At 67.9% G+C, this 23,741-nt stretch carries 22 protein-coding genes; 8 read left to right on the top strand and 14 right to left on the bottom strand.

The genetic code is table 11. The features are described from left to right. Positions 1 to 18 precede the first annotated feature (18 nt). Both AC1DFC_RS08235 and AC1DFC_RS08230 read left to right on the top strand, forming a co-directional pair. The gene (locus AC1DFC_RS08235; RefSeq protein WP_478178944.1) at positions 19 to 594 is read left to right on the top strand and encodes a DUF2239 family protein; all 576 of its coding nucleotides are present in this window, start codon (positions 19 to 21) and stop codon (positions 592 to 594) included. After that, positions 591 to 2,006 carry an MATE family efflux transporter gene (locus tag AC1DFC_RS08230; protein WP_007827652.1) on the top strand — a complete coding sequence of 472 codons (1,416 nt, stop codon included), beginning with the start codon at positions 591 to 593 and terminating at the stop codon, positions 2,004 to 2,006. Before AC1DFC_RS08235 ends, AC1DFC_RS08230 begins: the two co-directional genes overlap by 4 nt. Positions 2,007 to 2,020: 14 nt before the next feature. Here the strand turns inward: AC1DFC_RS08230 and AC1DFC_RS08225 are convergent, their stop codons facing one another. The 11 genes from AC1DFC_RS08225 to AC1DFC_RS08175 all read right to left on the bottom strand — a co-directional run bounded on the left by AC1DFC_RS08225 (position 2,021) and on the right by AC1DFC_RS08175 (position 13,905). Then, the gene (locus AC1DFC_RS08225; RefSeq protein ID WP_413311987.1) at positions 2,021 to 2,497 is read right to left on the bottom strand and encodes a VOC family protein; all 477 of its coding nucleotides are present in this window, start codon (positions 2,495 to 2,497) and stop codon (positions 2,021 to 2,023) included. Between the two features lie 82 nt (positions 2,498 to 2,579). After that, a complete protein-coding gene (locus tag AC1DFC_RS08220) occupies positions 2,580 to 3,605 on the bottom strand; it encodes an NAD(P)-dependent oxidoreductase (RefSeq protein WP_478178943.1) in 1,026 nt (341 codons plus the stop codon). Then, positions 3,602 to 4,675, bottom strand: coding sequence for a LacI family DNA-binding transcriptional regulator (locus AC1DFC_RS08215; protein ID WP_478178942.1), 1,074 nt, complete (start codon positions 4,673 to 4,675; stop codon positions 3,602 to 3,604). Before AC1DFC_RS08215 ends, AC1DFC_RS08220 begins: the two co-directional genes overlap by 4 nt. A 140-nt stretch (positions 4,676 to 4,815) precedes the next feature. Next, positions 4,816 to 6,417, bottom strand: a complete 1,602-nt coding sequence (locus tag AC1DFC_RS08210) for an MFS transporter (protein WP_478178941.1) — start codon at positions 6,415 to 6,417, stop codon at positions 4,816 to 4,818. A 150-nt stretch (positions 6,418 to 6,567) separates the two neighbouring features. Then, positions 6,568 to 7,188: a PqiC family protein gene (locus AC1DFC_RS08205; RefSeq protein ID WP_413316212.1), complete on the bottom strand. Its 621-nt coding sequence runs from the start codon at positions 7,186 to 7,188 to the stop codon at positions 6,568 to 6,570. Beyond that, entirely contained in the window at positions 7,185 to 8,828 is a 1,644-nt protein-coding gene (locus AC1DFC_RS08200; protein ID WP_007827637.1) for a PqiB family protein, read from the bottom strand. The genes AC1DFC_RS08205 and AC1DFC_RS08200 overlap by 4 nt, the downstream gene beginning before the upstream one ends. After that, positions 8,825 to 9,544, bottom strand: coding sequence for a paraquat-inducible protein A (locus tag AC1DFC_RS08195; protein WP_478178940.1), 720 nt, complete (start codon positions 9,542 to 9,544; stop codon positions 8,825 to 8,827). Before AC1DFC_RS08195 ends, AC1DFC_RS08200 begins: the two co-directional genes overlap by 4 nt. Further along, positions 9,541 to 10,182 (bottom strand): paraquat-inducible protein A, encoded by a 642-nt coding sequence (locus AC1DFC_RS08190; protein WP_413332698.1) that lies wholly within the window; start codon positions 10,180 to 10,182, stop codon positions 9,541 to 9,543. The genes AC1DFC_RS08195 and AC1DFC_RS08190 overlap by 4 nt, the downstream gene beginning before the upstream one ends. Before the next feature lie 70 nt (positions 10,183 to 10,252). Beyond that, on the bottom strand, positions 10,253 to 11,701 hold the full coding sequence (locus AC1DFC_RS08185; RefSeq protein WP_007827634.1) for an MFS transporter: 1,449 nt from the start codon (positions 11,699 to 11,701) through the stop codon (positions 10,253 to 10,255). Then, positions 11,701 to 12,915, bottom strand: coding sequence for a multidrug effflux MFS transporter (locus AC1DFC_RS08180; protein ID WP_007827633.1), 1,215 nt, complete (start codon positions 12,913 to 12,915; stop codon positions 11,701 to 11,703). The genes AC1DFC_RS08185 and AC1DFC_RS08180 overlap by 1 nt, the downstream gene beginning before the upstream one ends. A 129-nt stretch (positions 12,916 to 13,044) precedes the next feature. After that, positions 13,045 to 13,905, bottom strand: coding sequence for a CmcJ/NvfI family oxidoreductase (locus AC1DFC_RS08175; RefSeq protein WP_007827632.1), 861 nt, complete (start codon positions 13,903 to 13,905; stop codon positions 13,045 to 13,047). 296 nt (positions 13,906 to 14,201) lie between these two features. On the opposite strand from AC1DFC_RS08175, the gene AC1DFC_RS08170 reads away from it, so the two are divergent. The 3 genes from AC1DFC_RS08170 (at position 14,202) to AC1DFC_RS08160 (ending at position 17,752) form a co-directional block, all read left to right on the top strand. Then, positions 14,202 to 16,064, top strand: coding sequence for a M48 family metallopeptidase (locus AC1DFC_RS08170; protein WP_413332701.1), 1,863 nt, complete (start codon positions 14,202 to 14,204; stop codon positions 16,062 to 16,064). Between the two features lie 73 nt (positions 16,065 to 16,137). Then, positions 16,138 to 17,436, top strand: a complete 1,299-nt coding sequence (locus tag AC1DFC_RS08165; protein WP_478178939.1) for an MFS transporter — start codon at positions 16,138 to 16,140, stop codon at positions 17,434 to 17,436. 154 nt (positions 17,437 to 17,590) lie between these two features. Next, entirely contained in the window at positions 17,591 to 17,752 is a 162-nt protein-coding gene (locus AC1DFC_RS08160) for an HHHH-motif protein (protein WP_165403270.1), read from the top strand. A gap of 116 nt (positions 17,753 to 17,868) precedes the next feature. On the opposite strand, the gene AC1DFC_RS08155 is transcribed toward AC1DFC_RS08160, so the two are convergent. After that, positions 17,869 to 19,035: an MFS transporter gene (locus AC1DFC_RS08155; protein ID WP_042672536.1), complete on the bottom strand. Its 1,167-nt coding sequence runs from the start codon at positions 19,033 to 19,035 to the stop codon at positions 17,869 to 17,871. A 78-nt stretch (positions 19,036 to 19,113) separates the two neighbouring features. Between AC1DFC_RS08155 and AC1DFC_RS08150 the strand changes: the two genes are divergently transcribed. Further along, the gene (locus tag AC1DFC_RS08150; RefSeq protein WP_413332704.1) at positions 19,114 to 20,001 is read left to right on the top strand and encodes a LysR substrate-binding domain-containing protein; all 888 of its coding nucleotides are present in this window, start codon (positions 19,114 to 19,116) and stop codon (positions 19,999 to 20,001) included. 76 nt (positions 20,002 to 20,077) lie between these two features. Beyond that, entirely contained in the window at positions 20,078 to 21,301 is a 1,224-nt protein-coding gene (locus tag AC1DFC_RS08145; RefSeq protein WP_413332706.1) for an MFS transporter, read from the top strand. A 17-nt stretch (positions 21,302 to 21,318) separates the two neighbouring features. Here the strand turns inward: AC1DFC_RS08145 and AC1DFC_RS08140 are convergent, their stop codons facing one another. Further along, positions 21,319 to 21,855 carry a methylated-DNA--[protein]-cysteine S-methyltransferase gene (locus tag AC1DFC_RS08140; protein WP_007827622.1) on the bottom strand — a complete coding sequence of 179 codons (537 nt, stop codon included), beginning with the start codon at positions 21,853 to 21,855 and terminating at the stop codon, positions 21,319 to 21,321. Beyond that, a complete protein-coding gene (locus AC1DFC_RS08135) occupies positions 21,852 to 21,980 on the bottom strand; it encodes a hypothetical protein (RefSeq protein WP_007827620.1) in 129 nt (42 codons plus the stop codon). The genes AC1DFC_RS08140 and AC1DFC_RS08135 overlap by 4 nt, the downstream gene beginning before the upstream one ends. Positions 21,981 to 22,497: 517 nt before the next feature. Here AC1DFC_RS08135 and AC1DFC_RS08130 point away from each other — a divergent pair. Next, a partial coding sequence (locus AC1DFC_RS08130) for a secretin N-terminal domain-containing protein (RefSeq protein WP_478178938.1) occupies positions 22,498 to 23,741 on the top strand: 1,244 nt, incomplete at its 3' end.

Raw genomic sequence — 23,741 nt, 5'->3', positions numbered from 1 at the left:
GGACCGGAAGAAAGAACAATGCCCTCCGACACGCCACCCACCAACCTGATCGTTTTTGCCGGTTTCAAGTGCATTGCCCAGGGAAGCACCGCCGACGTGCTCGCGCAGTTGCGCGAGCGCAAGGACGACACGCCCTACCTCGTGTTCGACGAGCAGACCGGCGAGCCGCTCGACTTCGACGTGCACAACCGGGCCGGCCTCGTGCCGCACGCCGCCGGTACAGAGGCCCATGAAGACACGCCCCGCGGCGTAGGCCGTCCGAAGCTGGGCGTGGTCGCGCGCGAAGTCACCCTGCTTCCGCGCCACTGGGACTGGCTCAACCGCCAGCCCGGCGGCGCATCGGTCGCGCTGCGGCGCCTGGTGCAGGAGGCTAGCCGCGTCAACGCCGACCGCGACGCCGTGCGCGCTTCGCGCGAGGCCACCTATCGCTTCATGACCGCGATTGCCGGCGCCCTGCCCGGCTTCGAGGAAGCCACGCGCGCGCTGTTCGCCGGCGAGCGCAATCGCTTCGAAGGACTCATCGACGCCTGGCCCGTGGACCTGCGCTCCCATCTTCAAAAATTGTCAGCCGCCGGCTGGAGCACTCCCGCATGAGAGCAACCCCCGAGACTTCCGCAACCGGCCGCAGCGGCCTTCAGGGCGTGCCCGTGGCGCCCGTGGGCGCAACGCGTCCGTTGTGGAAGGTCTTTCTTTTCTTCCTCGCGCCGATGCTGCTCAGCAACATCCTGCAATCGCTCTCGGGCACGCTCAACAACGTCTACGTGGGGCAGATGCTCGGCGTGGGCGCGCTGGCCGCCGTGTCGAGCTTCTTCCCGGTGATGTTCTTCTTCATCGCCTTCATCATCGGCCTGGGCGCGGGCGCCTCGGTGCTCATTGGCCAGGCCTGGGGCGCGCGCGACGTGGCCAAGGCCAAGGCCGTGGCCGGCACCACGCTCACTGTGGGCGTGCTCATGGGCCTGGTGATCGCAGTGTTCGGCGGCGCCTTCACCACGCCGATGCTGGCCGCACTGGGCACGCCGCCCGATGTGCTGGCCGACTCCACGCGCTACGCCCGCATCATGCTGATCGCGATGCCGGGCGTGTTCGTGTTCCTGCTCGCCACGGCCATGCTGCGCGGCGTGGGCGACACCGTCACGCCGCTGCTCACGCTGGTGATCTCGACGCTGATCGGGCTGGTGGTCACGCCCGCGCTCATCCGCGGCTGGGGCGGCCTGCCGCAGCTTGGCGTGGCCAGCGGTGCGTGGGCCTCGGTGCTGTCCTTCGCGGTGGCGACCACCTGGCTCGGCTTCCGGCTGCACAGCCGCAAGAGCCCGCTCGCGCCCGACGCAGCATTCGTGCGCAACCTGCGCATCCAGCCGCACCTGCTGAAGGCGGTGCTGAAGATCGGCGTACCCACGGGCGTGCAGATGATCGTGGTCGCTCTGGCCGAGGTGGTGCTGCTGTCGATGGTCAACAGCTACGGCTCGAGCGCCACAGCGGCCTACGGCGCGGTGAACCAGGTGGTGGCGTACGTGCAGTTCCCGGCCATCTCGATCGCCATCGCCGCGTCGATCCTCGGCGCGCAGGCCATCGGAGCGGGCCGCGCCGACCGGCTCGGCGCCATCGCCAAGACGGCGCTGCTGATGAATCTCGTGCTGACCGGCGGCCTCGTGCTGCTGGGCTACCTGTTCTCGCGCCACCTGATGGCCTTCTTCATCACCAGCGCGCCGGTGCTCGAGATCGCACAGACGCTGCTGCACATCATGCTGTGGAGCCTGGTGATCTTCGGCATGGCCGCGGCGCTGTCGGGGATCATGCGCGCCAGCGGCTCGGTGCTGGTGCCTACGTTGATCTCCATCCTCTGCATCCTCGGAATAGAAGTGCCGGTGGCCTGGCTCATGAGCCATCGCATCGGCCTGAACGGCATCTGGATCGCCTACCCGGTGACCTTCGGCGCGATGCTGCTGCTGCAGACCGCGTACTACCAGCTGGTGTGGCGCAAGAAGGGAATCCGCCGGCTGGTATAGCCGCCGGCGGCGGATCACTCCCCGTCGAAGGCCCTCTGCACCGTGGCGATGTCGAGCTTGACCATCTTCATCATCGCCTGCATTGCGCGGGCCGCCTTGGCCGGGTCCTTGTCCTGGAACATGCGGATCATCGGCATGGGCGCGACCTGCCAGGACACGCCGTAGCGGTCGGTGAGCCAGCCACACTGCACCGGCTGGCCGCCGCCTTCGAGCAGCTTCTCCCAGTAGTAGTCGACCTCCGCCTGGGTCTCGCATTTCACGAGCATCGAGATGGCGGGGGTGAACTTGTACTCCGGCCCTCCGTTGAGCACCATGAACTCCTGCCCTTCGAGTTCGAAGGTTGCGGTGAGCACCGAGCCCTTCTTGGCGGGGTTGACGTCGCCCCAGAGYAGCTTGTCGGTCACGCGCGAGTTCGGAAAGATCGCGGTGTAGAAATTCAGCGCGTCTTCGCCGTTGCCATCGAACCAGAGGCAGGGAACGATCTTTTGCATGGGATCTCCTTCGCTTGAATGATGAACCAGAGAGTTCAGTATCAAATCGGCAGGAGGGCGTTGTCAACCCGTGCGGCGCCTGTCAGCGGGAAGTTCCCATCGAGGCTCGGGCACCCACGCCGAACGCTTGCCGCCAGCGGAATGCCTCGGCCGCATTGACCGCGCCCTGCGGTGCCCTGCCCTGGAAAATCTCCGCCAGCTGCGACACGGTCTCCATGGCCTGGTGCTCCACGGCCGGCGGCGTGAGTCCGCCGATGTGCGGCGTGGCGATCACGCGCGGGTGCGCCGCCACGCGCAGCGACGGCATCTGGTCGGGTGCACGGCCCACGTCCAGCGCGCAGCCGGCAATGACTCCTGCATCGAGCGCAGCGAGCAGCGCGTCTTCATCCACGAGATCGCCGCGCGATGCATTGATGAAGAAGGCATGGGGCTGCATCGCTGCGAAGGCTGCGGCATTCATCATGTTCTCGGTCTCCCCGGTGGCGGCTGCGAGGCAGGCCACGAAGTCGGCTTGCGCCAGCAGCGCTTCGAGCGTCGCCTGTGCGAACTCGGCCCGGCCGGTTGCGGTGTGCGGGTCGTGCACGACGATGCGCATGCCCAGCGCCAGCGCGATGTCGCACAGGTAGCGGCCGATCTGCCCGTAGCCGATCACGCCCAGCGTGCTGCCACGCAGTTCGCGACCCATTGCCGATGCCACGGTCCGGCCTGCGTGGTAGCCCTCGGACGACGCGCTGATGTGCCGCCCCAGGTCGATCATTGCGCCCACGATCCACTCGGCCACCGCGGGAACGAACCCCGCGCTCGCCCGCGTGACCAGCACACCATGCCGGCTGGCCGACGCCACGTCGATGTTGCGGATGTCGATGGCGCAGCGCACGAAGGCTTTCAACTGCGGCAGCGCGGCGAACAGCGCCTCGTCGCCCGCCGTCTGGCGGTAGGAAACGATGGCGTCGCAGTCCTGTGCCTGTTCGGCCAGGTCGGCCGACGAAAGATCGGTGTCCGTGGGGTTGAAGCGCACCTGCGCGATGGCCTGCAAGGCGGCAGAGGCCCGGTCGCCGAAATAGTGCGCGAGCTTGCTCTGCGGATGGCTGACGAAAACCGTGGTCATGAAAAAAGCACCTGTCCGGCTGGCGACTCTCCGCGCAGCGGCGCTGCGACCGAATCGCGTGCCACCAGCGTGGGCGCAAAGACAAACTCCTGCGCCGGCAGCGACGGGTCCGACAGCCGGTTCATCACGCGCTCCACCATCACCTGCGCCATCTCGGGTACGGGCACGCGCACCGAAGTCATGGCGGGATACATCAGCGTCGATAGAAACACGTTGTCGATGCCGATGACCGACACGTCCTGCGGCACGGCAAGCCCGGCATCGCGAAAACCCGCCATCAGGCCGAAGGCCAGCAGGTCGTTCACGCCGATCACGCCGGTCGGGCGCTGTTTCGACTTCGCCATCAGCACCGCCTGCGTGCGGCCCATTTCGCTCATCATCGAATCGCCGTACTCGTCGACCGGCAGGCCTTCGACCACCTGGGCGCTGCCTTCGAGGCCCGCAGTCCGGACGGCAGCGAGGAAGCCGTCGACCTTTTCGCTGCGGCTCATGGTGCGTCCGGAGGGCGTGACGAACGCCAGCCGCAGATGTCCCTGCTCGATCAGGTGCTGGGTGGCGAGGCGCGAGGTCTCGAAGTTGTCGACGGTCACGTGGTCGATGACCGAGGCCATGCCCGGCGTGGCGCGCCGGTCGTAGCTGACCACCACCAGCCCGTCCTCGGCGGCGGCCTCGACGTGCTGCTCGTCGAGCAGCGACGAGATGATGATCACGCCGCGCACGCCGTGCGCCATCAGGTCCTCGAAGAAATGCGCTTCCTTCGCGGCGTCGCGGTAGGTGTTGCCGATCATGATCCGGAAGCCGTAGCGCTCCTGCGCCAGCGTTTCGACTTCGCGCGCGATGAAGCCGTACATGGGGTTGGCCATCGACGGCACCAGCAGGCCGATCAGCGGCGTGTGCCCGGTCTTGAGCTGCCGCGCCGAGGTGTTGGGCCGGTATTTCAGATCGCGGATGGCGGCCTCGACACGCGCCAGCGTTTCCTTGGCCATGCGATCGATGCGTCCGTTCATCACGTTCGATACGGTGCTGTTCGAAACGCCTGCCCGCCGAGCCACGTCGCTGATTCTGCTCATGGCATCTCCCCCTTCTGTCTTATGTTTTTCGAGTCGCTCCCCCGCGTGCATCGGCGGCCACGCGGAACATGCCGGCACTTCCGCCAACGCACAACGAAGGTAACGGACTTCGCCGAGTCCCGCCTCCGTACCCGCCCTAGTTATTTCTCGGTGGCCGGCCTGGCCGCAGGCTCCGCACCGATCATCAGCCAGGCACTCGCCGCGCTCAGCACGGCCAGCCCCGCGCTCAGCAGCATCACCCAGCGAAAGCCCGCCACGAAGGATTCGGCCACGGCCCTCTTGAGGGCTGCCGCCGTGGCCGCATCCACGCCCGGCGGCAGCGCCGCGCCCGCCAGCTTGCTGCGCTCGCCTTCGAGAAAAGCCGCCACCTGCGCCGAAGCGCCCATGCCCCGCAGATGCTCTTCCAGCGCGACGTCGAAGGCCCAGGCCATGATTGCGCCGAACACCGCAATCGCCAGCACCGCCGCCGCACGCGACATGGCGTTGTTCACGCCCGAAGCCACGCCCGCCAGGTCCGGCCCGACCGCGTTCATGACGGTGGTGGTCAACGGCGCCACCGTCACCGTCATGCCGAAGCCAAGCACCGCCACCGCCGGCAGGAAGCCGCTCCAGTAGCTCGCGCCGACGCCCGGCACGGCAAAGAGCGCAAAGCCGACCGCCGCAATCGAAGGCCCGATGACCAGCGGCAAACGCGGCCCGAAGCGGTCGACCAACTGTCCGGCCCAGCGCGAGAGCGCGAACATGGTGAAGATGAAAGGCAGCAGCGCCGCGCCCGCCACGGTGGCCGAGTAGCCCTGCACCTGGATCAGGTTGAGCGGAAAGAAGTACAGCCCGCCGCCCAGCGCCGCATAAAGCAGCAGGGTCAGCAGATTCGCGCCGCTGAAGTTGCCGATGCGCAGCAAGGTCAGCGGCAGCATCGGCGTGCGCACCTTGCGCTCGGCGGCGATGAAGCCCGCGCTGCCCAGCACACCCAGGGCCAGCGCCCCGAGCACGGCCGGCGAACCCCAGCCTTGCGTGGGCGCCTCGATGAAGGCGTAGACGACGCCGCCAAGCCCGGCCGTCGCCAGCAGCGCGCCCCAGAAGTCCAGCCTGCCGGTGGCCGATGCGCCGCGGCTCTCGGGCACGTGGCGCCACACGATCCACAGCACCAGCAGCGCCATCGGTACGTTGATGAAAAAGGCCCAGGTCCACGAGAAGTGATCGACCAGGAAGCCGCCCAGCACCGGCCCCACCGCCGCCGTGATGCCGCTGAAGCCTGACCATGTGCCGATGGCCTTGCCGCGCTCCTTCTCGGGAAACGACGCGCTGATCAGCGCCAGGCTGCCCGGCACCAGCAGCGCGCCGCCGATGCCCTGCACCGCCCGCGCGGCAATGAGCTGCTGCACGGTGGCCGCGAGCCCGCAGGCCACCGAAGAGAGCGCGAAGATGCCAACGCCGATCGCGAAGATGCGCCGCCGGCCATAGCGATCGCCCAGTGCGCCGCCCACGAGCAGCAGTGCCGCCAGCAGCAAGGCATACGACTCGACCACCCATTGCGCCTGGAACGCCGTGGCCTGCAGCTCGGCCTGGATGGCCGGCAGCGCCACGTTGACCACCGTGCCGTCGATGAAGGCCATGCTCGACCCCACGACGGCCGCGGCCAGCACCCAGGGCTTGGAAGCCTCGGGACAGGTCCCCTCTTCCGCCCGCGCGCCATGCAGGATCAACGTGTCGTCGCAGGGAGCCTTGCCGATCTGTGCCATGGGATCTCCGTCGATTGGATTCCGTTTTGCTCCCTCCCCCTCTGGGGGAAGGTTGGGATGGGGGCTGCCCGCACGATACGCCATGCTCGATCGACCGCCGTCGCGCCCCAACCCCAGCCGTCCCCCGGAGGGGGAGGGAGAAAGACGAGGTCAGGTCGTCGCGCAGGCGGTGGCCGACGGATTCGCGCGCGCCGCATTCACGCTGCGCGCCATCGCTGCGGCCGCCGCCGACGCCACGCGCTGCGCCCCTTGCGCCACCGCGTCCATCCCGGTACCCACGGCCTCGCCGAGGTCCAGCTGGCACACCACCGTGCGTGCCTCGTCCGAACGCCGCAGCGTCCAGCCGAAACTGGCATCGACGCGCCCGCCATCGACCGCGTCGAACTGCCGCAGCTGCACCGCGATGCGCCACACCGGCTGCGAGCCCTGCCGGCCGCCCTTGGTCACGTCCAGCGCGCCGAGCCGCCCGGCGATGCCGCTGGCCAGTGCATCGCGCAGCTCGTTCTCGAACGAAGAGGCCCAGCGGTGCTGCTCCAGCACCTCGACCTGCACGCTGCCGTTGGGCTGGCGCACCACCATCTGCGGCCGCGCGAAGCGCTCGGGCACGGCCACGGGCGCGAGCTCGATGTAGAGCGGCGCGGCGCTGCCGAGCGTCGAAGGCGCAGCCTCGGCGGCGGCCACCGGGCTGGCCAGCGTGTAGTAGCTGTCGGGCTTGCTGGCGCAGCCCGCGAGCAGGGCCGCCAGCGCGAGGAAGGCTAGGTTCTTCTTCATTTCCTGTCGTCCGGTTTGCCGCGCAGCAGCGACTCGGGATGGCGTTCGAGGTAGTCGGTCAGCACGCGCACCGAGCCCGCGGCGCGCGTCAGCTCCTGCAGCGTCTGGCGCATGTCCTGCTGCAGCGGCGAGTCGTCGGCCAGCGTGCGCTCGGCCGAGCTCACGGTCTTGCGCACGTCCTTCATGGCCGCGGCCAGCTCGGGCGTGACGTCGTTGTTGATGCGGTTCACCGTCTGCTCGGTGGTCGTCAGCGTCTTGTTGAGCGCCGCGAGCGTGGTGCGCAGGTCGCCCGCGATCTGCTCATACGGCACCTTGTTGAGCTTGGTCGCGATTTCCTGCACCTGCGACTGAATCTCGTCGAGGCTGTTGGCCACGGTGGGCAGCTCGACCGGATTCTTCGTCAGGTCGATCTTGACCGGCGGCGCCTTCGGGAAGAAGTCGAGCGCCACGTAGACCTGCCCCGTCAGCAGGTTGCCGTTGCGCAGCTGGGCGCGCAGGCCCTTCTCGGCCAGGAAGCGCAGCCGCTCCTGCTGGGTGGCGCGCGATTCGGTGCCGCTCTCGCCGGCGCGGCGGCGCAGCCGGTCGGGGTAGACCTGCACCAGCACCGGCATGCGGAACTCGCGCTCGGCACGGTCGAACTCGACGCCGATCGATTTGACCTCGCCGATCACCACGCCGCGGAAATCCACCGGCGCACCCGGCGTCAGGCCGCGCAGCGACTGGTTGAAGTACATCAGCAGCGGTTGCGAAGGCCCGTCGGGCTCCTTCATGGCGGCGGCTTCGTCCTGCGCCAGCGCGAAGGCGGCATTCTCCTTCGCGACCGGGCCCATCGTGTCGTCGGGCGCCTGGAAGGCGATGCCGCCGAGCAGGATGGTCGCCAGCGACTGCGTGCGCAGCGTGAAGCCGCTGGCGCTGAGCTGCGCGTCGATGCCGCTGGCCTGCCAGAAGCGCGTGTTCATGCCCACGAACTTGTCGTAGGGCGAGTTCACGAAGACGCGCATGGTCACGCCGCGCCCATCGCCATCGAGTTCGTAGGCCGCCACCTGCCCTACCTTGATGCGCCTGAAGTACACCGGCGAGCCCACGTCTAGCGAGCCCACGTCGTTGGCGCGCAGCAGGAACTGCTTGCCCGAGTCGTCGCGCGTGACGATGGGCGGGGTTTCGAGCCCGGTGAACTCGCCCGCGGTGTCTTCCGACACGCCCGCGTCGGCGCCGATGTAAGCGCCCGACAGCAAGGTGTTGAGCCCCGAGATGCCCGAGGTGTCGAGCCGGGGCCGCACCACCCAGAAGCGCGAGTCCGCGGCGGTGAAGCCCTTGGCGTCCTTGTTGAACTGCACCAGCACGCGCACGTGCGAGCGGTCGCGCGCCAGCCGCAGATGGGTGACGAGGCCGATCTGCACGTCCTTGTACTTCACGGCGGTCTTGCCGGCCTCCAGCCCCTCGGCCGTCTTGAAGGTCAGCACCACCTCGGGCCCGCGCTCCAGCAGGATGCGTGCGACCAGCGTGATGCCGACCAGCGCAGCCACGATGGGAATCAGCCAGATCAGCGAGGGCAGCCATTCGCGCCGGCGCACCACGCGCGGCCTGGGCAGCGCGGGCGGGGGCGTCGGTTTGTCCTGGGGTTGGTCTTCTTCACTCATGCTGGTTTCTCGTCTCTGATTTCATGTCCCTGTGCCACTTCGCTGTCCCACGTGAGCTTCGGGTCGAAGCTCAGCGAGGCCAGCATGGTCAGCACCACCACCGACCCGAAGGCCGCGATGCCCACGCCCGCGGTGATGACCGCGAAACCCTGGATCTGCACCAGCCCGGTCAGCAGCGACACCACGAACACGTCGAGCATCGACCAGCGGCCGATGACCTCGATGATGTGATACAGCTTCGCCCGCTCGCGCCGGCGCCAGGTACTGCCGCGCTGCGCCAGCACCACGAGCAGGAAAAGCACCGCCAGCTTGAACAGCGGCACCAGGAAGCTCGCGATGAATACGATGGCCGCGAGGCCGTAGGCGCCCGATACCCAGAAATAGATCACCCCGCTCAGGATGGTGTCGTTCTGCGTGCCGAACAGCGTGCGCGTGATCATCACCGGCAGCAGGTTGGCCGGGATGTACATCATGCACGCCGCGATCAGCAGGGCCCAGGTGCGGTTCAGGCTCTGCGGCTTGCGCGTGTGCAGGCGCGTGCCGCAGCGGCCGCAGGCCTCGCCCTCTTGGGCCCCCTTCCAGACGGCGGCGCAGTGTGGGCAGGCCGTGAGGCCGAGCGAGGCGGCGGTGGGGACATGCGCGTCTTCGTCGTGGAGGTCGTGAGCATCGTCGGCCTCGCGGGGTTCGCGCGGCCACGGGAAGGCGAACAGCTTCATGATGCCGGCGCTCCTTCATCCTGCGCCTCGCCCTTCGGTCGAAACGTCATTTCCCAGAACGCGCCGGGGTTGAACGACAGCACCACCGTCAGCATGACCGTGAGCGCCATGAAGGCCCATAGCGCCGCGCCCGGCACCACGGTCGCCATGCTGGAGAGCTTGACGATGGCCACCAGCACGCCGAGCAGGAACACTTCGATCATTCCCCAGGGCCGCAGCGACTGCATCAGCCGCACCAGCAGCGCGAAGCCCCCGGGCCGGCGCTCGCGACTCAGCGGAACCAGCAGGTACGCGAGGATGCACAGCTGCAGGAAGGGAAAAAGAATGGTCGTGGCCAGCACCAGCAGCGCCACCACCGACATGCCCTCGGCGCCCAGCGCCACCACCGCGCCGGCCAGCGTGGTCTGGCTGCGCAGGCCCTGAAGCTCGATCTCGACGATGGGAAACAGGTTCGCGATGGCGAACATGATCAGGCAGGCCACCGTCAGCGGGAGAATGCGGCGCTCCTGCCGGCCGGGGTGCCGGTCGAGCTCGGTGCCGCAGCGCGGACAGTGCGCCACGTCGCGCGGCTGCAGCGGCGTGCGGCTGTAGACCGCATCGCAACCCGGGCAGACCACGGTGTCAGGTACTTCCGTCATAGGTGAGTACCCTAACTCATTCAGCCGCCGGGGCCTGGGATTGAAACCAATTAACCGCCCTCGCCCGGCCTTACGTCCTGAGGCGCAGGGTGCTGAAAACCGCCGCCACCGCGGCACAGCTGGCTGCCAGCACCAGCGCCACCACCGGGCCATGCCCCCCGTGCGGGCTCCAGACACTGAAGACGCCCGCCAGCACCACCGCCCCCAGCGTCTGCCCGGTCAGCCGGGCCGTGCCCAGCATGCCGCTGGCCGCGCCGCTGCGGTGCGCGGGCGGAGAGGTCACGATGGTGTGGTTGTTGGGCGACTGGAACAGTCCGAAGCCCAGCCCGCACAGCGCCATGCGCCAGGCGATGTCGGCATCGCCCGGGTGCGCAGGCAGCGCCGCCAGCAGCGCCAGGCCGCTGGCCAGCAGGCCCAGCCCGATGCCGCCCAGCAGCCCGTCGGGGTAGCGGCCGATCAGGCGCCCGGCGATGGGCGCCATCACCACGATGGCCAGCGGCCATGCCGTGATCAGCAGCCCGGCCTCGATGTGGCTGCGCCCGTACACGTCCAGCAGCAGGAATGGCAGCGCGATGTAGGCCAGCATCTGAGCGCAGAACGCGGCGACCGAGGTGCCCATCGACAGCGCGAACACCGGAATGCGCAGCAGGTCGATGGGGAACAGCGGCACTGCCTGCCTGCGCTGGCGCTGCAGGTAGATGAAGCCGACCACCACCCCGGCCAGCAGGATGCCCCAGGCCGAGGCCTGCGAACCGCCAGCGCCCTGCACCGCCCCCTCGCGCACGCCGAGCCGGTCCACACCGAGGAACACGAGCGAGAACATCAGCACGTTGAGCGCCACGTCGACCGGCGAGAACCGCAGCCCCGCAGCCGGCGCCACGCGGTTGAACGGCAGCGCCCGCATGCCCAGCGCGAAGGTGACGATGCCCAGCGGCACGTTGATGGCGAAGAGCCACGGCCACGAGGCCACCGACAGGATGGCCGCAGCCACCGAAGGCCCGGCCACGGAAGACGTCGCGACCACCAGCGAGTTGATGGCCATGCCCTTGCCCAGCTGCGCCGACGGATACGTCAGCCGCACCAGCGCCGCGTTCACGCTCATGATGCCGGCGGCGCCCAGCCCCTGGAAGGCACGTGCGGCGATCAGCGTGCCGAGCGAATTGGCAAACGTGGCGGCCAGCGACGACAGCGCGAACACCGCCATGCCCACGAGGTACACGCGCCGGTAGCCCACGAGATCGCCCAGCGAAGCCAGCGGCAGCAGCATCACCAGCGTCGCGATCTGGTACGCATTGACCACCCAGATCGCCTGGGACGGGCTGGCCTGCAGCTCACGCGCGATGCCCGGCAGTGCGAGGTTGACGATGGTGCCGTCGAGCACCGCCACGATCAGCCCGAGGATGATGACCAGCATTGCCCAGCCGCGCTCCGGCAGGGCCAGCCCGTCCAAGGGTTTGCGGGCTGCATCGTCGTGGTCTTCGGCCACCGGGAGCCCGGCGCCTGCGCGTACCGTGTTCATCAGGCCCGCTGCGCCCTGCGCGCCTGTTCGGAGCCCACGCCGCCCAGCGTGAGCCAGGTCAGCACCAGTGCGATGAGCGCGCCACCGGCCATGCCGGCCACCATCGGCAGCGGCCGGCCGTCGGTGAAAAAGCCCACCACCGCCATCGCCAGTGCGCCCGTCAGCATCTGCAGCGTACCGAGCAGCGCCGAGGCGGTGCCTGCGATCGCGCCGTGCTTCTCGAGCGCCAGCACGCCGGTGGTCGGGATCACCAGTCCCATGAAGCCCGAGGCGATGAAGTACAGCACGATGAGCACCCAGAGGCTGTCGCCGCCCATCGCGAAGTAGGCGAACATCGCGAGCATTGCAACACCGCAGCACACCACGCCGAACTTCACGAGATTGACCAGCCCGTAGCGCTCGCCCAGCGAGCCGGTGAATTGCGAGGCCCCGATGAAGGCCGCCGCGTTCACGCCGAAGGCCACGCTGTAGAGCGCGGGCGACAGGCCGTAGTGGTCGATCATCACGAACGATGAATTCGCGAGGTAGGTGAAGAAGCCCGCCATCGCGAAGCTGCCGATGAACACCAGCCCGAGGTAGTGCGCGTCGCGCAGCAGCAGCCAGTAGGCTGACAACGCGCTGCCGAGGCTGCTCTCGACGCGTTCCGAGGCGGGGCGCGTTTCGTCGAGCAGCTTGACCATCATCGCGAGGCCCGCGACGGCCGCGACGGTCACGGCCCAGAACACGCCGCGCCAGCCCGCAACCGCGATCACCGCGCTGCCCGCGAGCGGCGCGAGGATTGGCGACACGCTGAACACCAGCATCAGCAGCGACATGAGCCGTGCGGCATCGGTGCCCGTGTGCAGGTCGCGCACCACCGCACGCGGGATCGCCATGCCGGCCGCGGCGCCCAGGCCCTGGACGAAGCGCAGCACGATCAGCGTCTGGATGTCGGTCGCCATCGCGCAGCCCACGCTGGCGAGCGCGAACAGCAGCAGCCCCGCATACAGCGGCGGCTTGCGGCCCACCATGTCGGAGATCGGCCCGTACAGCAGCTGGCCCGCGCCGAGCGACAGGAAGAAGGCCGTGAGGCTCATCTGCACGGCGCCGATGTCGGCGCGCAGGCTTTGTCCGATGGCGGGCAGCGCCGGCAGGTACATGTCGATGGCGAATGGCCCGATGGCCGAGAGCAGGCCCAGCAGCAGGGCCATCTTGAAGAAGGGGGAAGAACGCATTGAACCGATTGTCGTCAAGCACGGCAATCGCTGCAGGCGTGGGGTCTGCTTCTGGCCAGAGCTAATCCTGGCCAAAGAATCGCGCAGGCGCGAGGCTGCGAAGACTTCGCCCGGATGAACGGTTTCGACTTACTTGCCGGCGGGCCAGAACACCAGCGCGCGCAGTTCGATGCTGCGGCGAGGCGGCGCCTCGCGCGAACCGGTCGGGTCTTCGAACGCGGTGTGCGCGGTGAAGCGCGCCACGCCGTCTTCGCGCGAGTCGTAGATTTTCAGCAGCAGCGCCTCGTCGGGCCGCAGGCGCGGGAACCAGTACCACCGGTGGTTCGGGTTCCAGGTGAAGGAATAGATTTCGCCGACCTTGTCCGGATAGACGAGGTCGCTCGGCACCATGTCTTGCAGTGAAATGGAGCGTGTATCGCACAGCGCAAGCGGCAAGCGCTCGACCGTGGCCAGCGGGCGCCACAGGTTGATGATCGCGAAGCGCTGCTTCAGGCGTTCCTCGGCCTCTTCGGGGGGCAGATGGTCGCGCACGCGGCGCGGCGCGGAAACGAAAGTCTGATCGTTGTGCACGCGACGCACCGGCTCGCGCAGTTCGGCCGTGCGGCGCGAGCCTTGTGCGCTGTCACGCAGCGTGTGGTCGAACACGACGATCTTCTCGGCACCGGTGAGGTCGCGCAGCAAGGCCTCGGACTCGCGGTAGTAGATGTCGCGGATCGTTTCGTCACGCGAGAAATCGGCGAGCGCGCTGCGATGCGAAATCTGCGTGAAGCCGCTGCGGTCCAGCGTCAGTTCGTTCAGCGCCACCAGCGGGCGGCCATCGCGGATCGTCACGCGGCGCGGCTCCAGTTCGCCAGCCACCCAGGGCGTGCCCGGCGGCGGCTCGAAGGTGTAGCTCACGGGCCGGCCCTGGCCCGCCTTCAGGTAGTTGAGCTCCGCCACTACCGAAGGCAGCGTGGCTGCCAGCATCTGTCCGTTTGACCCAGCACTCATGCGATGCGACTCCTCGAAACGATTGCTCGAATGGCCGCGAGCCTGAAATGGGAAGAAAGCACAGAAGAAGTGATGACGAAGCTTGCGGCCACGGATGATCGCCAAGGCTATACCTGCACCCCGCGAATCAGAAGAATGCAAAGGGCATAACCTTGCTCGGCGGCTGGTCGGTGCCCCGCGCCGCTTGACGCTGCAGCAGGCTTCACTCCACGCGCCGCACCCGCTACCCTATCGCCTTTCCGGACCGCCCCACAACAACTCACAGCATCCGCTATCCAGGAAGGAGCATCACTCTTATGGCCCTCGCCCGCACGATCCACGCAGACCTCTTGCGCGTTTTCGTTCTCACGCTCGTGTCACTGTTCGCCATTCCCGCGGCAACGCTGGCCTTCACCGAATACGCGCTGCGTTCGCAGGATGCGGCGTTCCTGCAATCGATAGAGAAGCGCATCGCCGGCGATGCGCAGCTCTCGTCCAAGGACAAGGCCGAAGCCACCGATTTCTATCGCAGCCATCCGCTTTCCAGGGCCTGCGACGCCACCGCGCCGGAAGACAGGAACTTCCACGACAAGGTGTGCAGCCCCTACTCGATGCAATGGCAGTTCCACTGGGCCGACCGCGCCGCTGTCTGGACCATCGTGCTCGGTGCTGCGCTGCTCGCGGCGGCGCTGGTGCTGGGCGCGCTGGCCTTCGCCAACCGCGGGCTGCGCTACGCCAGCTTCGTCGCGGGTTGGCGGCTGATGACGGTGTCGAGCGCGCTTGAGGTCGTGCTGCAGAGCGCGATGCTGGTGTGGCTGTCGTTCTGGCTCACGGCCTATTTCTGGCAGAGCTACTACGTCAAGCTGATCGCGCTGGCGGGCATCATGGCCGGGGCCGCGGTGTTCTACGCGATCTACACGCTGTTCAAGAAGCTGCCCTGGGGCAACGAGATCGAGGGCGAGCTGATCGCGCAGGCGGACGCACCGCGCCTGTGGGAGCGCATCCGCCAGCTGGCAGGCCGCGTGAAGACGGCGCCACCCGACCAGATCGTGGCCGGCATCGACACCAATTTCTTCGTGACCGAGGCACCGTGCGAAGTCAGGGGCCGCACCCTGCAGGGCCGCACGCTGTTCGTCAGCCTTCCGCTGCTGCGCGTGCTCGACCAGGCCGAGGCCGATGCGGTGCTCGCGCACGAGCTGGCGCACCTGGGCGGCGGCGACACCCGCAGCAGCGCGGCGCTCGGCCCCAAGCTGCTGCAGTTCGACCAGTACACCTGGAAGATGCGCAGCGGCGGCCTCACCATCGTGGCGCACTACCTGCTGCGGCTGTACCGCATGATCTTCGCGTTCGCCCTGGCGCGAGACAGCCGCGAGCGCGAATACAAGGCCGACCGCGTGGCCGCCGGCCTCACGGCGCCGCAGGCCATCGTGCAGTCGCTCATCAAGATCTCCGCCTATGCGAGCTACCGCAACGACGTCGAGCACAAGCTGTTCGCGCAGAACCGCGAGCATGACGGCGCACTGGGCATCGCCCGCTTCGTGGCGGACGGCCTGCCGCCCTACGCCAGCTCCGAAGCGTTCATCGAGGCGATGAAGACCGCCGACGTGCCGCACCCCTACGACAGCCACCCTCCGCTGCTGGAGCGCATGCGCAACGTCGGCCACCACGTGCCCGAGAGCGCCTACGGCGCCATCGTCGCGACCGCACCGCAAGCCTCGTGGGCCGACGACATCGAGACCGCCCCCGCCATCGAGCAACGCCTGTGGAGCGACTACGAGCAGCGCTTCGTGCAGAACCACGAGCTGAGCCTGGCCTACCGCTACGAGCCGGCCACCGAGGAAGAGCGTGCCATCGTGCTGCGGCACTTTCCACCGGTCGGCTTCGCGCTGAAGAACGGCGACCGCATCGACATCACCTATGCCGGCATGCACCCCAGTGCCGACGGCGGCTCGACGATCGCGTGGGACGAGGTCAAGGGCCTGACCTACAAGGACGGCAGCTTCGGCGACACGCTCATCGTCACCCACCACGACAAGGGCATGCTGGGCGCGCGCACCACCAAGGTGAAGCTCGCGGGCCTGGGCAAGCAGAAGGAAAACTTCAAGGCCGCCACCGGGCACTACTGGCAGCGGCACCAGATCATGAGGGCGCAGCAAAAGCAGCAGGAACAGCAGCCTTGACACCCCGGCGGCAATGCCCGCCCTTCCCCCTTCCCGACCAGCTCCATAAAACCATCCAACACCGGAGACACCCATGAATACCGTCGAACAAAGAGCCATCTCCAAGATCAGCTGGCGGCTCCTGCCGCTGCTGATGATCAGCTACTTCATCGCCTACCTCGATCGCGTGAACCTCGGCTTTGCAGGCGCGGCCATGTCCAAGGACCTGGGCTTCACCGCCGCCGTGTTCGGCAGCGCGGCTGGCATCTTCTTCCTGGCCTACTTCCTGTTCGAGGTGCCAAGCAACCTGGCGCTGGAGCGTTTCGGCGCGCGCCGCTGGATCGCCCGCATCATGTTCAGCTGGGGCATCCTCTCGGCGGCCCAGGCATGGGTGGGCGGCTCGACCAGCTTCAACATCGTGCGATTCCTGCTGGGCATTGCGGAGGCCGGCTTCTTTCCGGGCGTCATCTTCTACATCACGCTGTGGTTCCCGGCGGCGTACCGCGCGCGCATCGTCGGCTGGTTCATGTTCGCCATTCCGATCTCGACCGTGATCGGCTCGCCGATCTCGGGCTACATCCTGAACATGGACGGCATCGGCGGCATGCATGGCTGGCAGTGGCTGTTCATCCTGGAGGCGCTTCCTTCGCTGATCCTGACCTTCTTCGTGCTGATGTACCTGCCCGACGGCCCGAAGGATGCCAAGTGGCTCACCAAGGAAGAGCACAGCTGGCTGGAACAGACACTCGACACGGAGCGCCGCAACCGCGAGGCGATCAACCCGATCTCGTGGAAGCAGTCGCTGCTGAACCCGCGCGTGATCGGGCTGGGCTTCGTCTACATGGGCATCACCGTGCCGCTGTACGGCCTGAGCTTCTTCCTGCCGCAGATCATCAAGGGCTTCGGCGGGCTGAGCAACGTGGAGATCGGCTTCATCAACGCCTTCCCGTACCTGGTCGGCGCCATCGCCATGCTGTTCTGGACGCGTGCCTCCGACGCGCGCAAGGAACGCAAGTGGTTCCTGCTGATTCCGCTGGCCTGCATCTTCATCGGCCTGGTGCTGGCCGCCCAGACCAGCGCGCCCATTTCGAAGATGGCCGCCGTGACGCTCGCCGCCTTCGGCATCTTCAGCGCACTGCCCACCTTCTGGACCCTGCCCACCGCCATCCTGAGCGGTACGGCGGCTGCGGCGGGCATTGCGTGGATCAACTCCATCGGCAACCTGGGCGGCTATATCGGCCCGACGATCTTCGGCGCGCTGAAAGACAGGATGGGCAACGACATCTACGCGGTGATCTTTCTGGCGCTGCTGTCTGCGGTGGCGTTCGGGCTGGTGCTGATCATCGGGCACGACGCGCGCACGGAGCAGGCGGCGCTGCCCGGGCAGGCCTGATACGGGTTAGCCCCAACATTTCGGTCCCATTGATCTGTGCGATTTTTCACGCCTAGTTCGTACAAAACGTCATCCGAATGTGAACTCTGATCGTTTTTTAAGAGCGCCCGTTGAATGACGCATTTCTTCGATGTCTTTGCTTAGAAAGAACCCCATGAAGACCAAGCAGCTCATCCTCTCCAGCATCCTCGCGTTCGCCGGCCTCGCCATGCTGGCACCGAGCATCGCCTCGGCAGCGCCGTACCACCCCAAGAAGCACAAGGTGTGCAAGTGGGATGCACGTCATCACCACCGTGTTTGCCACTGGGTGCGTTGATTCTGTCGGTGCAGACCGCTCCAGGAAGCCCGCTGATGCGGGCTTTTTCTTGGGCGAACGTCGATGGAGTAGCAGTGTGGTCATGGCGATGATTCCTGAAGGAGGCATGTGACCGGTCAACCGGCCGTGCGCGCGGCTTCGGCTTCAGGTGGCGATGCACTCCAGCCGCAGGCCAGCGCCATCAGCGCGAGCAGCGAGGCAGCCACGCCATAGATCCACGGCGGCGACGCGACCGGCAGCAGCAGGCCCGCGATCAGCGGCCCGGTGCCGGCGCCGATGTCGCGCCACACGGAGCGGGCCGCCAGCGCCTGCAAACGCTCCGGCCCCGGCGTGCGGCGGGCCACGATGGGCGGCAACAGCGGCAGCTGCAGGGCGCGCAGCACCACGATCAGCGCCGCGCAGCTCCACAGCCAGCCGAGGCCGAAGCCCACGAGCGCGATGGCGGTGACGAGCGACAGGCTCACAAGCAGGCGCTCGGCGCCGAAATGCTCTGCCATGCGCCCGCCCACCGGGCTCAGCAGAATCTCCGCGAGGTAGCGCAACGCCATCAGTACGCCGGCGACGATCACGGCGCCGCCCGGCAGCAGGTCCTTGCCCAGGTAAGAGAGGCCGACGATGAAGAGCCCGTCGAGCGTCAGCCCTTCCATGAACGACCAGCCGTCCAGGCTGTTGGGCAGCTTGAAGCGCTTCGCCGGCCTGGTCACGGGATGCGGCGCCGCCGGAAGCCGCCGCGTGACGCACCACGCAAGCAGCGAGAACACCGCGAGGATGCCGAAGATCGCGCGCGGCCCCGTCCAGTGCGCCAGCAACGCGCCCAGCGGCAGCGCGAGCACCGGCCCCACCGCAATGAAGGCGCGCGAACGCCCGTTGCGCCGCGCGGCACCCACCGGGTCGGCCGTGGCCAGCGCCTGCGTCGACAGGTTCAGCGCCGCGAAGCACAGGCCCCACATCAGCCGCAGCGGCAGCAGCGCCCAGAAGCCCGAAAGCGTGGCGTAGCCCAAGCCGCACACGGCAGCCGCCACCACCGCAATGGTGCAGGTCAGCCGGTCGCCGTTGCGGGCGTAGAAGCGCGCGACGAAACCATAGCCGGCGATGCGCACCAGGCGGTTGGCCGCGAGCAGCATGCCGGTCTCGGCAAGCGTCACGCCGAACTGGCTGGCGTACATCGGCAGCAGCAGGTAGAGCACCACGTCGGCCGGCAGTGAAAGGCCGAGAGCCATCGCCGCGTGGCGGGAATTCAGGTCGGTGGACGTGGGGCTGGAAGCGGGTCGGGTGCGAGACATCGAGCGCTGATGGTGCGCCGCCGCCTGCCCCGCCGACAAACGACATTAACGCCCGTCATGCGTGAGAAAATTGCACGCATGCCGCTTCGAGAGCCTCCCCTCAACGCCGTGCGCGCCTTTACCGCCGCGGCACGTCACCTGAGCTTCACGCGTGCGGCGCTCGAGCTGCACGTCACGCACAGCGCGGTGAGCCGGCAGATCAAGAGCCTGGAGGAGTTCCTTGGCATCTCGCTGTTCGAGCGCCGCATCCGGCAGGTGGCGCTGACTGCCGAGGGACAGCAGTTCTTCGCGGAGGTGGAGCCAGCGCTTGCACAGATCGGCGCGGCGGCGCGGGCGCTGCAGTCGCGGGAGGCGGCCCGCGCGGTGCGGATCAACGTGCGCCCTTCTTTCGCGGTGCGCTGGCTCATTCCACGCCTGCCCTCCTTCGTCGAGCGCCACCCCGACATCGAGCCGCAAGTCGTCACCAGCACCGTCATGCCCGAACAGGCCGTCGGCAGCTTCGACATCGCGGTGCGTCGCGGCCTGGAAGGCTGGCCGTCCTCGATGGGGGTGCAGCCCTTTCTCGAAGACGAGGTGCTGGTGGTCGGTGCGCCCTCGCTGTTCAAGGCCCATCCGTTGGACGACCTGCGCGCGCTCGCCTCACACGTGCTGCTGTCGGCCAGGACCCGCAAGGACGACTGGGACGACTGGAGGAAGCAGGTCGGCGCGCCGCGCGCGCGGCCGGCGGGCCGGCTGCAGTTCGACCACCTGCACTTCGTGCTGCAGGCCGCGGTCGATGGGCTTGGCATTGCGCTGGCGCCGACATCGCTGGTGGCGCACGACCTGGCCTCGGGCCGCCTGCAGTCGCCGCTGCCCACGCTGCGCATGCCGCTGGAGCGGTACTACTACGGCCTGGCGCCCGATGCCGCGCCGGAAGCGGCGTACATGGCCGAATGGTTCGTGGAGATGCAGGCCCAGGGCGCGTAGTCGATCGGCGTGCGGCGGATGCTCGTGCGTCCGGAAACGGCCGGCGCCACGAGCTCGCCGCTCGCAAGATGAGTGCATGCCCCCTACATTCCTTCCCCCCTCCTTCCAGAACCTGGCCTGGTCCAACCTTGCCGCGCAGTCCGCCGAGCAACTGAGCCTTGCGGCCGTGCCACTGGTTGCCGTGCTGGCGCTCGGCGCAGGGCCGGGCGAAATCGGCTTTCTCGCGGCGGTGCAGACACTGCCCTTCCTGCTGGTCTCGATGCCCATGGGCCTGCTCGCGGACCGCATGTCGCGGCGGCAGCTGATGGTCTGGGCCGAGGGGCTGCGGGCGGTGTCGCTGCTCGTGTTGCTGGCGATGGTGTTCGCGTCGAAGCTCAGCATCGGCTGGCTGGCCGCGCTTGGTTTCCTGGGCGCGGTGGGCACCGTGGGCTTCAGCGTCGCGGCGCCCGCGCTGGTGCCGGCACTCGTGCCGCGTGAGGCGCTGGCCGTGGCCAACGGACGGCTCGAACTGGCGCGCAGCGCAGCATTCACCGCCGGCCCCGCGCTCGCGGGCTCACTGGTGGCGTGGGCCGGTGCGTCTGCCGCGTTCGTTCTGGCTGCGGTGCTGTCAGTGGCGGCCGTGGGCCTGCTGCTGCGATTGGGCGAGGTGCCCCGCGCACCCGCCTCCGGACGGCATCCGCTGCTCGAGGTGCGCGATGGCGCGCGCTTCGTCTGGCGGCACGAGATGCTGCGCCCGATGCTGATGACCGGCGCGGTCTTCAACATCTCGTGGTTCGTGCTGCAGGCCGGCTACGTGCCCTATGCGGTGCGGGTGCTTGGCCTGGGCGCGCAGGCGGTCGGCCTCACGCTGGCGATGTATGGCGCGGGCATGGTCGTCGGCGCGCTGCTGACGCCGCGCGCAGTGGCGTGCCTGGCGTTCGGCCGCGCGATCCAGGTCGGGCCCGCGGTCGCGGTTGTTGCAGCGGCGGCGATGGCGGCCACGCTCGTCGTACCGACCGCCGCGCTGGCCGCGCTCTCGTTCTTTCTGTTCGGCGCGGGTCCGATGGTGTGGGTCATTACCACGACCACGCTGCGCCAGAGCGTGACGGCAGCGACGATGCTGGGCCGGGTGTCGGCCGTGTTCCTCACGATCAATGCGGGGGCGCGGCCCATCGGCGCAGCACTGGGCGGCGTGGTCGGGGCCGCCTGGGGCGAGCCGGCCTGCCTGCTGCTGGCGCTCGCAGGGTTCGTGCTGCAGGCGGCGATCATCTTCGCGTCGCGCATTGCGGGGCTGCATCGGTTGCCGGTGCCGGTCACCTGAGCTGCGGGGAAGCGCCGCTAAAAAAGCGAAGCCATCCCGTTAGGCCGCGCATCCTCGATGTCGAGCATGCGCAGCTTGGTCAGCGCGCCGCCGCCGGCCGAGAAGCCGCCGGGCTTGTTGCCCGCCGCCAGAACCCGATGGCAAGGCACCACCGGCGCGAACGGGTTGTGGCCCATGGCCTGGCCCACGGCACGCGACAGGCCCTTGTCGCCCAGCTCCTCGGCGATCTCGCCATAGGTGCGCGTCTGCCCAGGTGGAATGCGCCGTGCGATCGCGTAGATGCGCTGGTGAAACTCAGACACGCCGCGCATGTCGAGTTCGATGTGGCCCAGGTCGTCGTGCACGCCTTGCAGCAGGCCCTGGATGGCGGTGATGGCGCGTTGCGCCGCCTCGCTCGGCGGCCCTTCGCTCAGTTCAGGGAAGCGTTGCTTCATCCGCGCCCGCGTGGCTGCCTCGCCCTTGTCGGCAGGCAGTTGCACGCCGACCAGTCCGCGCGGTCCCCAGGCCAAGGCGCACATGCCGATGGAAGTCTCGAACAAGGCAAACCCGGTCATGACGTCTCCTGCAGCGCATATGCAATGCGAGTGATGCCGAGCGACACCGCCGCGCCCATCGACAGCGCGAACGCGAGCCGCAGCGTGGGCTGTACGGGGACGGAGGAAGTGAGCGTCATCGACATCGAAACGGGCGGTCTGCCATTCTGTGCCCTCGGCAATTACCCTGAAAGCTGAGTATCTGAATTCCATTTTTCATGGCTGGCGCAAAGTACACGTTTTGGCAGACAATCGGCGCGCAAAGTTACCGAATGACACATGTGCCCTCGTCGCCGGAAGAACCGCATCTTTTGTGGGCGAGGACGGGCAGTGAATGCGAACGCGACTCTTGAGGGTCGACGAAGCCGCAGCGGCGTGTGATCGACATCCAAATTTAAACCGCCGTTGACGCGTATCTCATGCTGCTCCCTTTTCCCGTGCGCTTGCCGCGTGCCACGATGAATCCCCCGTCCGTCGCACTGACCAAGGGTTCGACCTCGCTCGGCCTGAGCAGGCTTACGCTGTCGGTTGAACCGTATGCCGTGATGGTGCTCGGCCATTCGATCTGAAACGAACCACGCACAAGTGGAAGACTCTGCGCACGCGATGCGCCCCTTCCCTTCTCGATTGCAGGACAACAACAAGTTGTCTCGGCGCTGGCGCATGAGGAGGTCGATCGTCATTGCGCGCTGCGTTCGCGCCGTGTGCTTGAGCCTGCTTGCCGCCGGCACGTTCAGCGCCGCCTGTGCGCAAAATTCGATCAAGGCGGTTGCAGCCTCCATCCAACAGGGCGTCGAGGTGATCCAGATCGATCTGGCGCAATCGCTCGCCGCCGTGCCCAGCGGGTTTTCAGTCCAGAGCCCCGCGCGCATCGCACTGGATTTCCCCGGCGTCGCAAGCGATGTCGGACGTGCGGCCATCGAAGTGAATCAACCCAACCTGCGCTCGATCAATGTGGTTCAGGCAGGCGAGCGCAGCCGGGTGGTATTGAATCTCAGGCAGCCGACGCCGTACAAGGCAGAGATACGAGGCAATTCGCTGCGGGTCACGCTGCAGACCGTTGCCGAGACACGGTCGCCGGAGACATCCGCATCGACAGACGCTGCAGTGGCGCCTGTTCGCGGCGGGCCGATCACGCTGAACTTCTCCAATGCCGACATCGAGGCCGTGGCCCGCACCATGGCGGTGGTCACCGGCCGCGACGTGGTGGTCGACCCGCGCGTCAAGGGCACGATGAACCTCGTCACCGACCGCGCGATCCAGCCGGCGGCCGCCTTCGACCAGTTTGCCGCGGCGCTGCGCCTGCGGGGCTTCGCGTTGGTGGAAGCCGACGGCCTCTACAAGGTGGTGCCCGAGGCCAGCGCCAAGCTGCAGAGCAGCACCGTCAACACCTCCATCAGCGCCACCGCGTCGAGCGGCGGCAACCAGATCGTCACGCAGATCTTCCGCCTCAACTACGAGTCGCCGAACAACCTGCTGCCGGTGCTGCGCCCGCTGATTCCGCCGAACAACACCATCAACGTGAATCCGGGCAACAACTCGCTCGTGATCACCGACTACGCCGACAACATGCGCCGGCTGGCGCGCATCATCGCCTCGCTCGACGTACCCAATGCGTCCGACGTCGAGATCATCCAGCTCAGGCACTCGATCGCCACCGACATGCTGCCGTTGATCACCCGTCTCGTCGACAGCGGCGGCTCGGGTGCGGCGGGCACCGCCGCACCGAACGCGGCCGCACCAGGCGCGACCGATACGTCGTTCCGCACCACGCTGCTGGCCGATCCGCGCAGCAACTCATTGATCCTGCGCGCGGCCAATCCGGCGCGCGTGGCGCTGGTGCGCACGCTGGTCGACAAGCTCGACCGCGCGCCCAGCGAAAGCAGCAACGGCGCGGCCGGCAACAT

This window comes from Variovorax sp. 10L421 (genome assembly GCF_056395365.1).
The sequence above is the reverse complement of the archived record's forward strand: the minus strand, read 5'-3'. Positions and strand labels throughout refer to the sequence as shown.

What these genes read in the sequence shown, in the direction of transcription:
- AC1DFC_RS08140 (WP_007827622.1), bottom strand. Translation starts at nt 21,855, where the DNA reads ATGACCGGGTTTGCCTTGTTCGAGACTTCCATCGGCATGTGCGCCTTG.
- AC1DFC_RS08155 (WP_042672536.1), bottom strand. Translation starts at nt 19,035, where the DNA reads ATGTCTCGCACCCGACCCGCTTCCAGCCCCACGTCCACCGACCTGAAT.
- AC1DFC_RS08220 (WP_478178943.1), bottom strand. Translation starts at nt 3,605, where the DNA reads ATGACCACGGTTTTCGTCAGCCATCCGCAGAGCAAGCTCGCGCACTAT.
- AC1DFC_RS08190 (WP_413332698.1), bottom strand. Translation starts at nt 10,182, where the DNA reads ATGACGGAAGTACCTGACACCGTGGTCTGCCCGGGTTGCGATGCGGTC.
- AC1DFC_RS08150 (WP_413332704.1), top strand. Translation starts at nt 19,114, where the DNA reads ATGCCGCTTCGAGAGCCTCCCCTCAACGCCGTGCGCGCCTTTACCGCC.
- AC1DFC_RS08135 (WP_007827620.1), bottom strand. Translation starts at nt 21,980, where the DNA reads ATGTCGATGACGCTCACTTCCTCCGTCCCCGTACAGCCCACGCTGCGG.
- AC1DFC_RS08230 (WP_007827652.1), top strand. Translation starts at nt 591, where the DNA reads ATGAGAGCAACCCCCGAGACTTCCGCAACCGGCCGCAGCGGCCTTCAG.
- AC1DFC_RS08210 (WP_478178941.1), bottom strand. Translation starts at nt 6,417, where the DNA reads ATGGCACAGATCGGCAAGGCTCCCTGCGACGACACGTTGATCCTGCAT.
- AC1DFC_RS08235 (WP_478178944.1), top strand. Translation starts at nt 19, where the DNA reads ATGCCCTCCGACACGCCACCCACCAACCTGATCGTTTTTGCCGGTTTC.
- AC1DFC_RS08170 (WP_413332701.1), top strand. Translation starts at nt 14,202, where the DNA reads ATGGCCCTCGCCCGCACGATCCACGCAGACCTCTTGCGCGTTTTCGTT.
- AC1DFC_RS08180 (WP_007827633.1), bottom strand. Translation starts at nt 12,915, where the DNA reads ATGCGTTCTTCCCCCTTCTTCAAGATGGCCCTGCTGCTGGGCCTGCTC.
- AC1DFC_RS08165 (WP_478178939.1), top strand. Translation starts at nt 16,138, where the DNA reads ATGAATACCGTCGAACAAAGAGCCATCTCCAAGATCAGCTGGCGGCTC.
- AC1DFC_RS08185 (WP_007827634.1), bottom strand. Translation starts at nt 11,701, where the DNA reads ATGAACACGGTACGCGCAGGCGCCGGGCTCCCGGTGGCCGAAGACCAC.
- AC1DFC_RS08175 (WP_007827632.1), bottom strand. Translation starts at nt 13,905, where the DNA reads ATGAGTGCTGGGTCAAACGGACAGATGCTGGCAGCCACGCTGCCTTCG.
- AC1DFC_RS08215 (WP_478178942.1), bottom strand. Translation starts at nt 4,675, where the DNA reads ATGAGCAGAATCAGCGACGTGGCTCGGCGGGCAGGCGTTTCGAACAGC.
- AC1DFC_RS08195 (WP_478178940.1), bottom strand. Translation starts at nt 9,544, where the DNA reads ATGAAGCTGTTCGCCTTCCCGTGGCCGCGCGAACCCCGCGAGGCCGAC.
- AC1DFC_RS08145 (WP_413332706.1), top strand. Translation starts at nt 20,078, where the DNA reads ATGCCCCCTACATTCCTTCCCCCCTCCTTCCAGAACCTGGCCTGGTCC.
- AC1DFC_RS08160 (WP_165403270.1), top strand. Translation starts at nt 17,591, where the DNA reads ATGAAGACCAAGCAGCTCATCCTCTCCAGCATCCTCGCGTTCGCCGGC.
- AC1DFC_RS08200 (WP_007827637.1), bottom strand. Translation starts at nt 8,828, where the DNA reads ATGAGTGAAGAAGACCAACCCCAGGACAAACCGACGCCCCCGCCCGCG.
- AC1DFC_RS08205 (WP_413316212.1), bottom strand. Translation starts at nt 7,188, where the DNA reads ATGAAGAAGAACCTAGCCTTCCTCGCGCTGGCGGCCCTGCTCGCGGGC.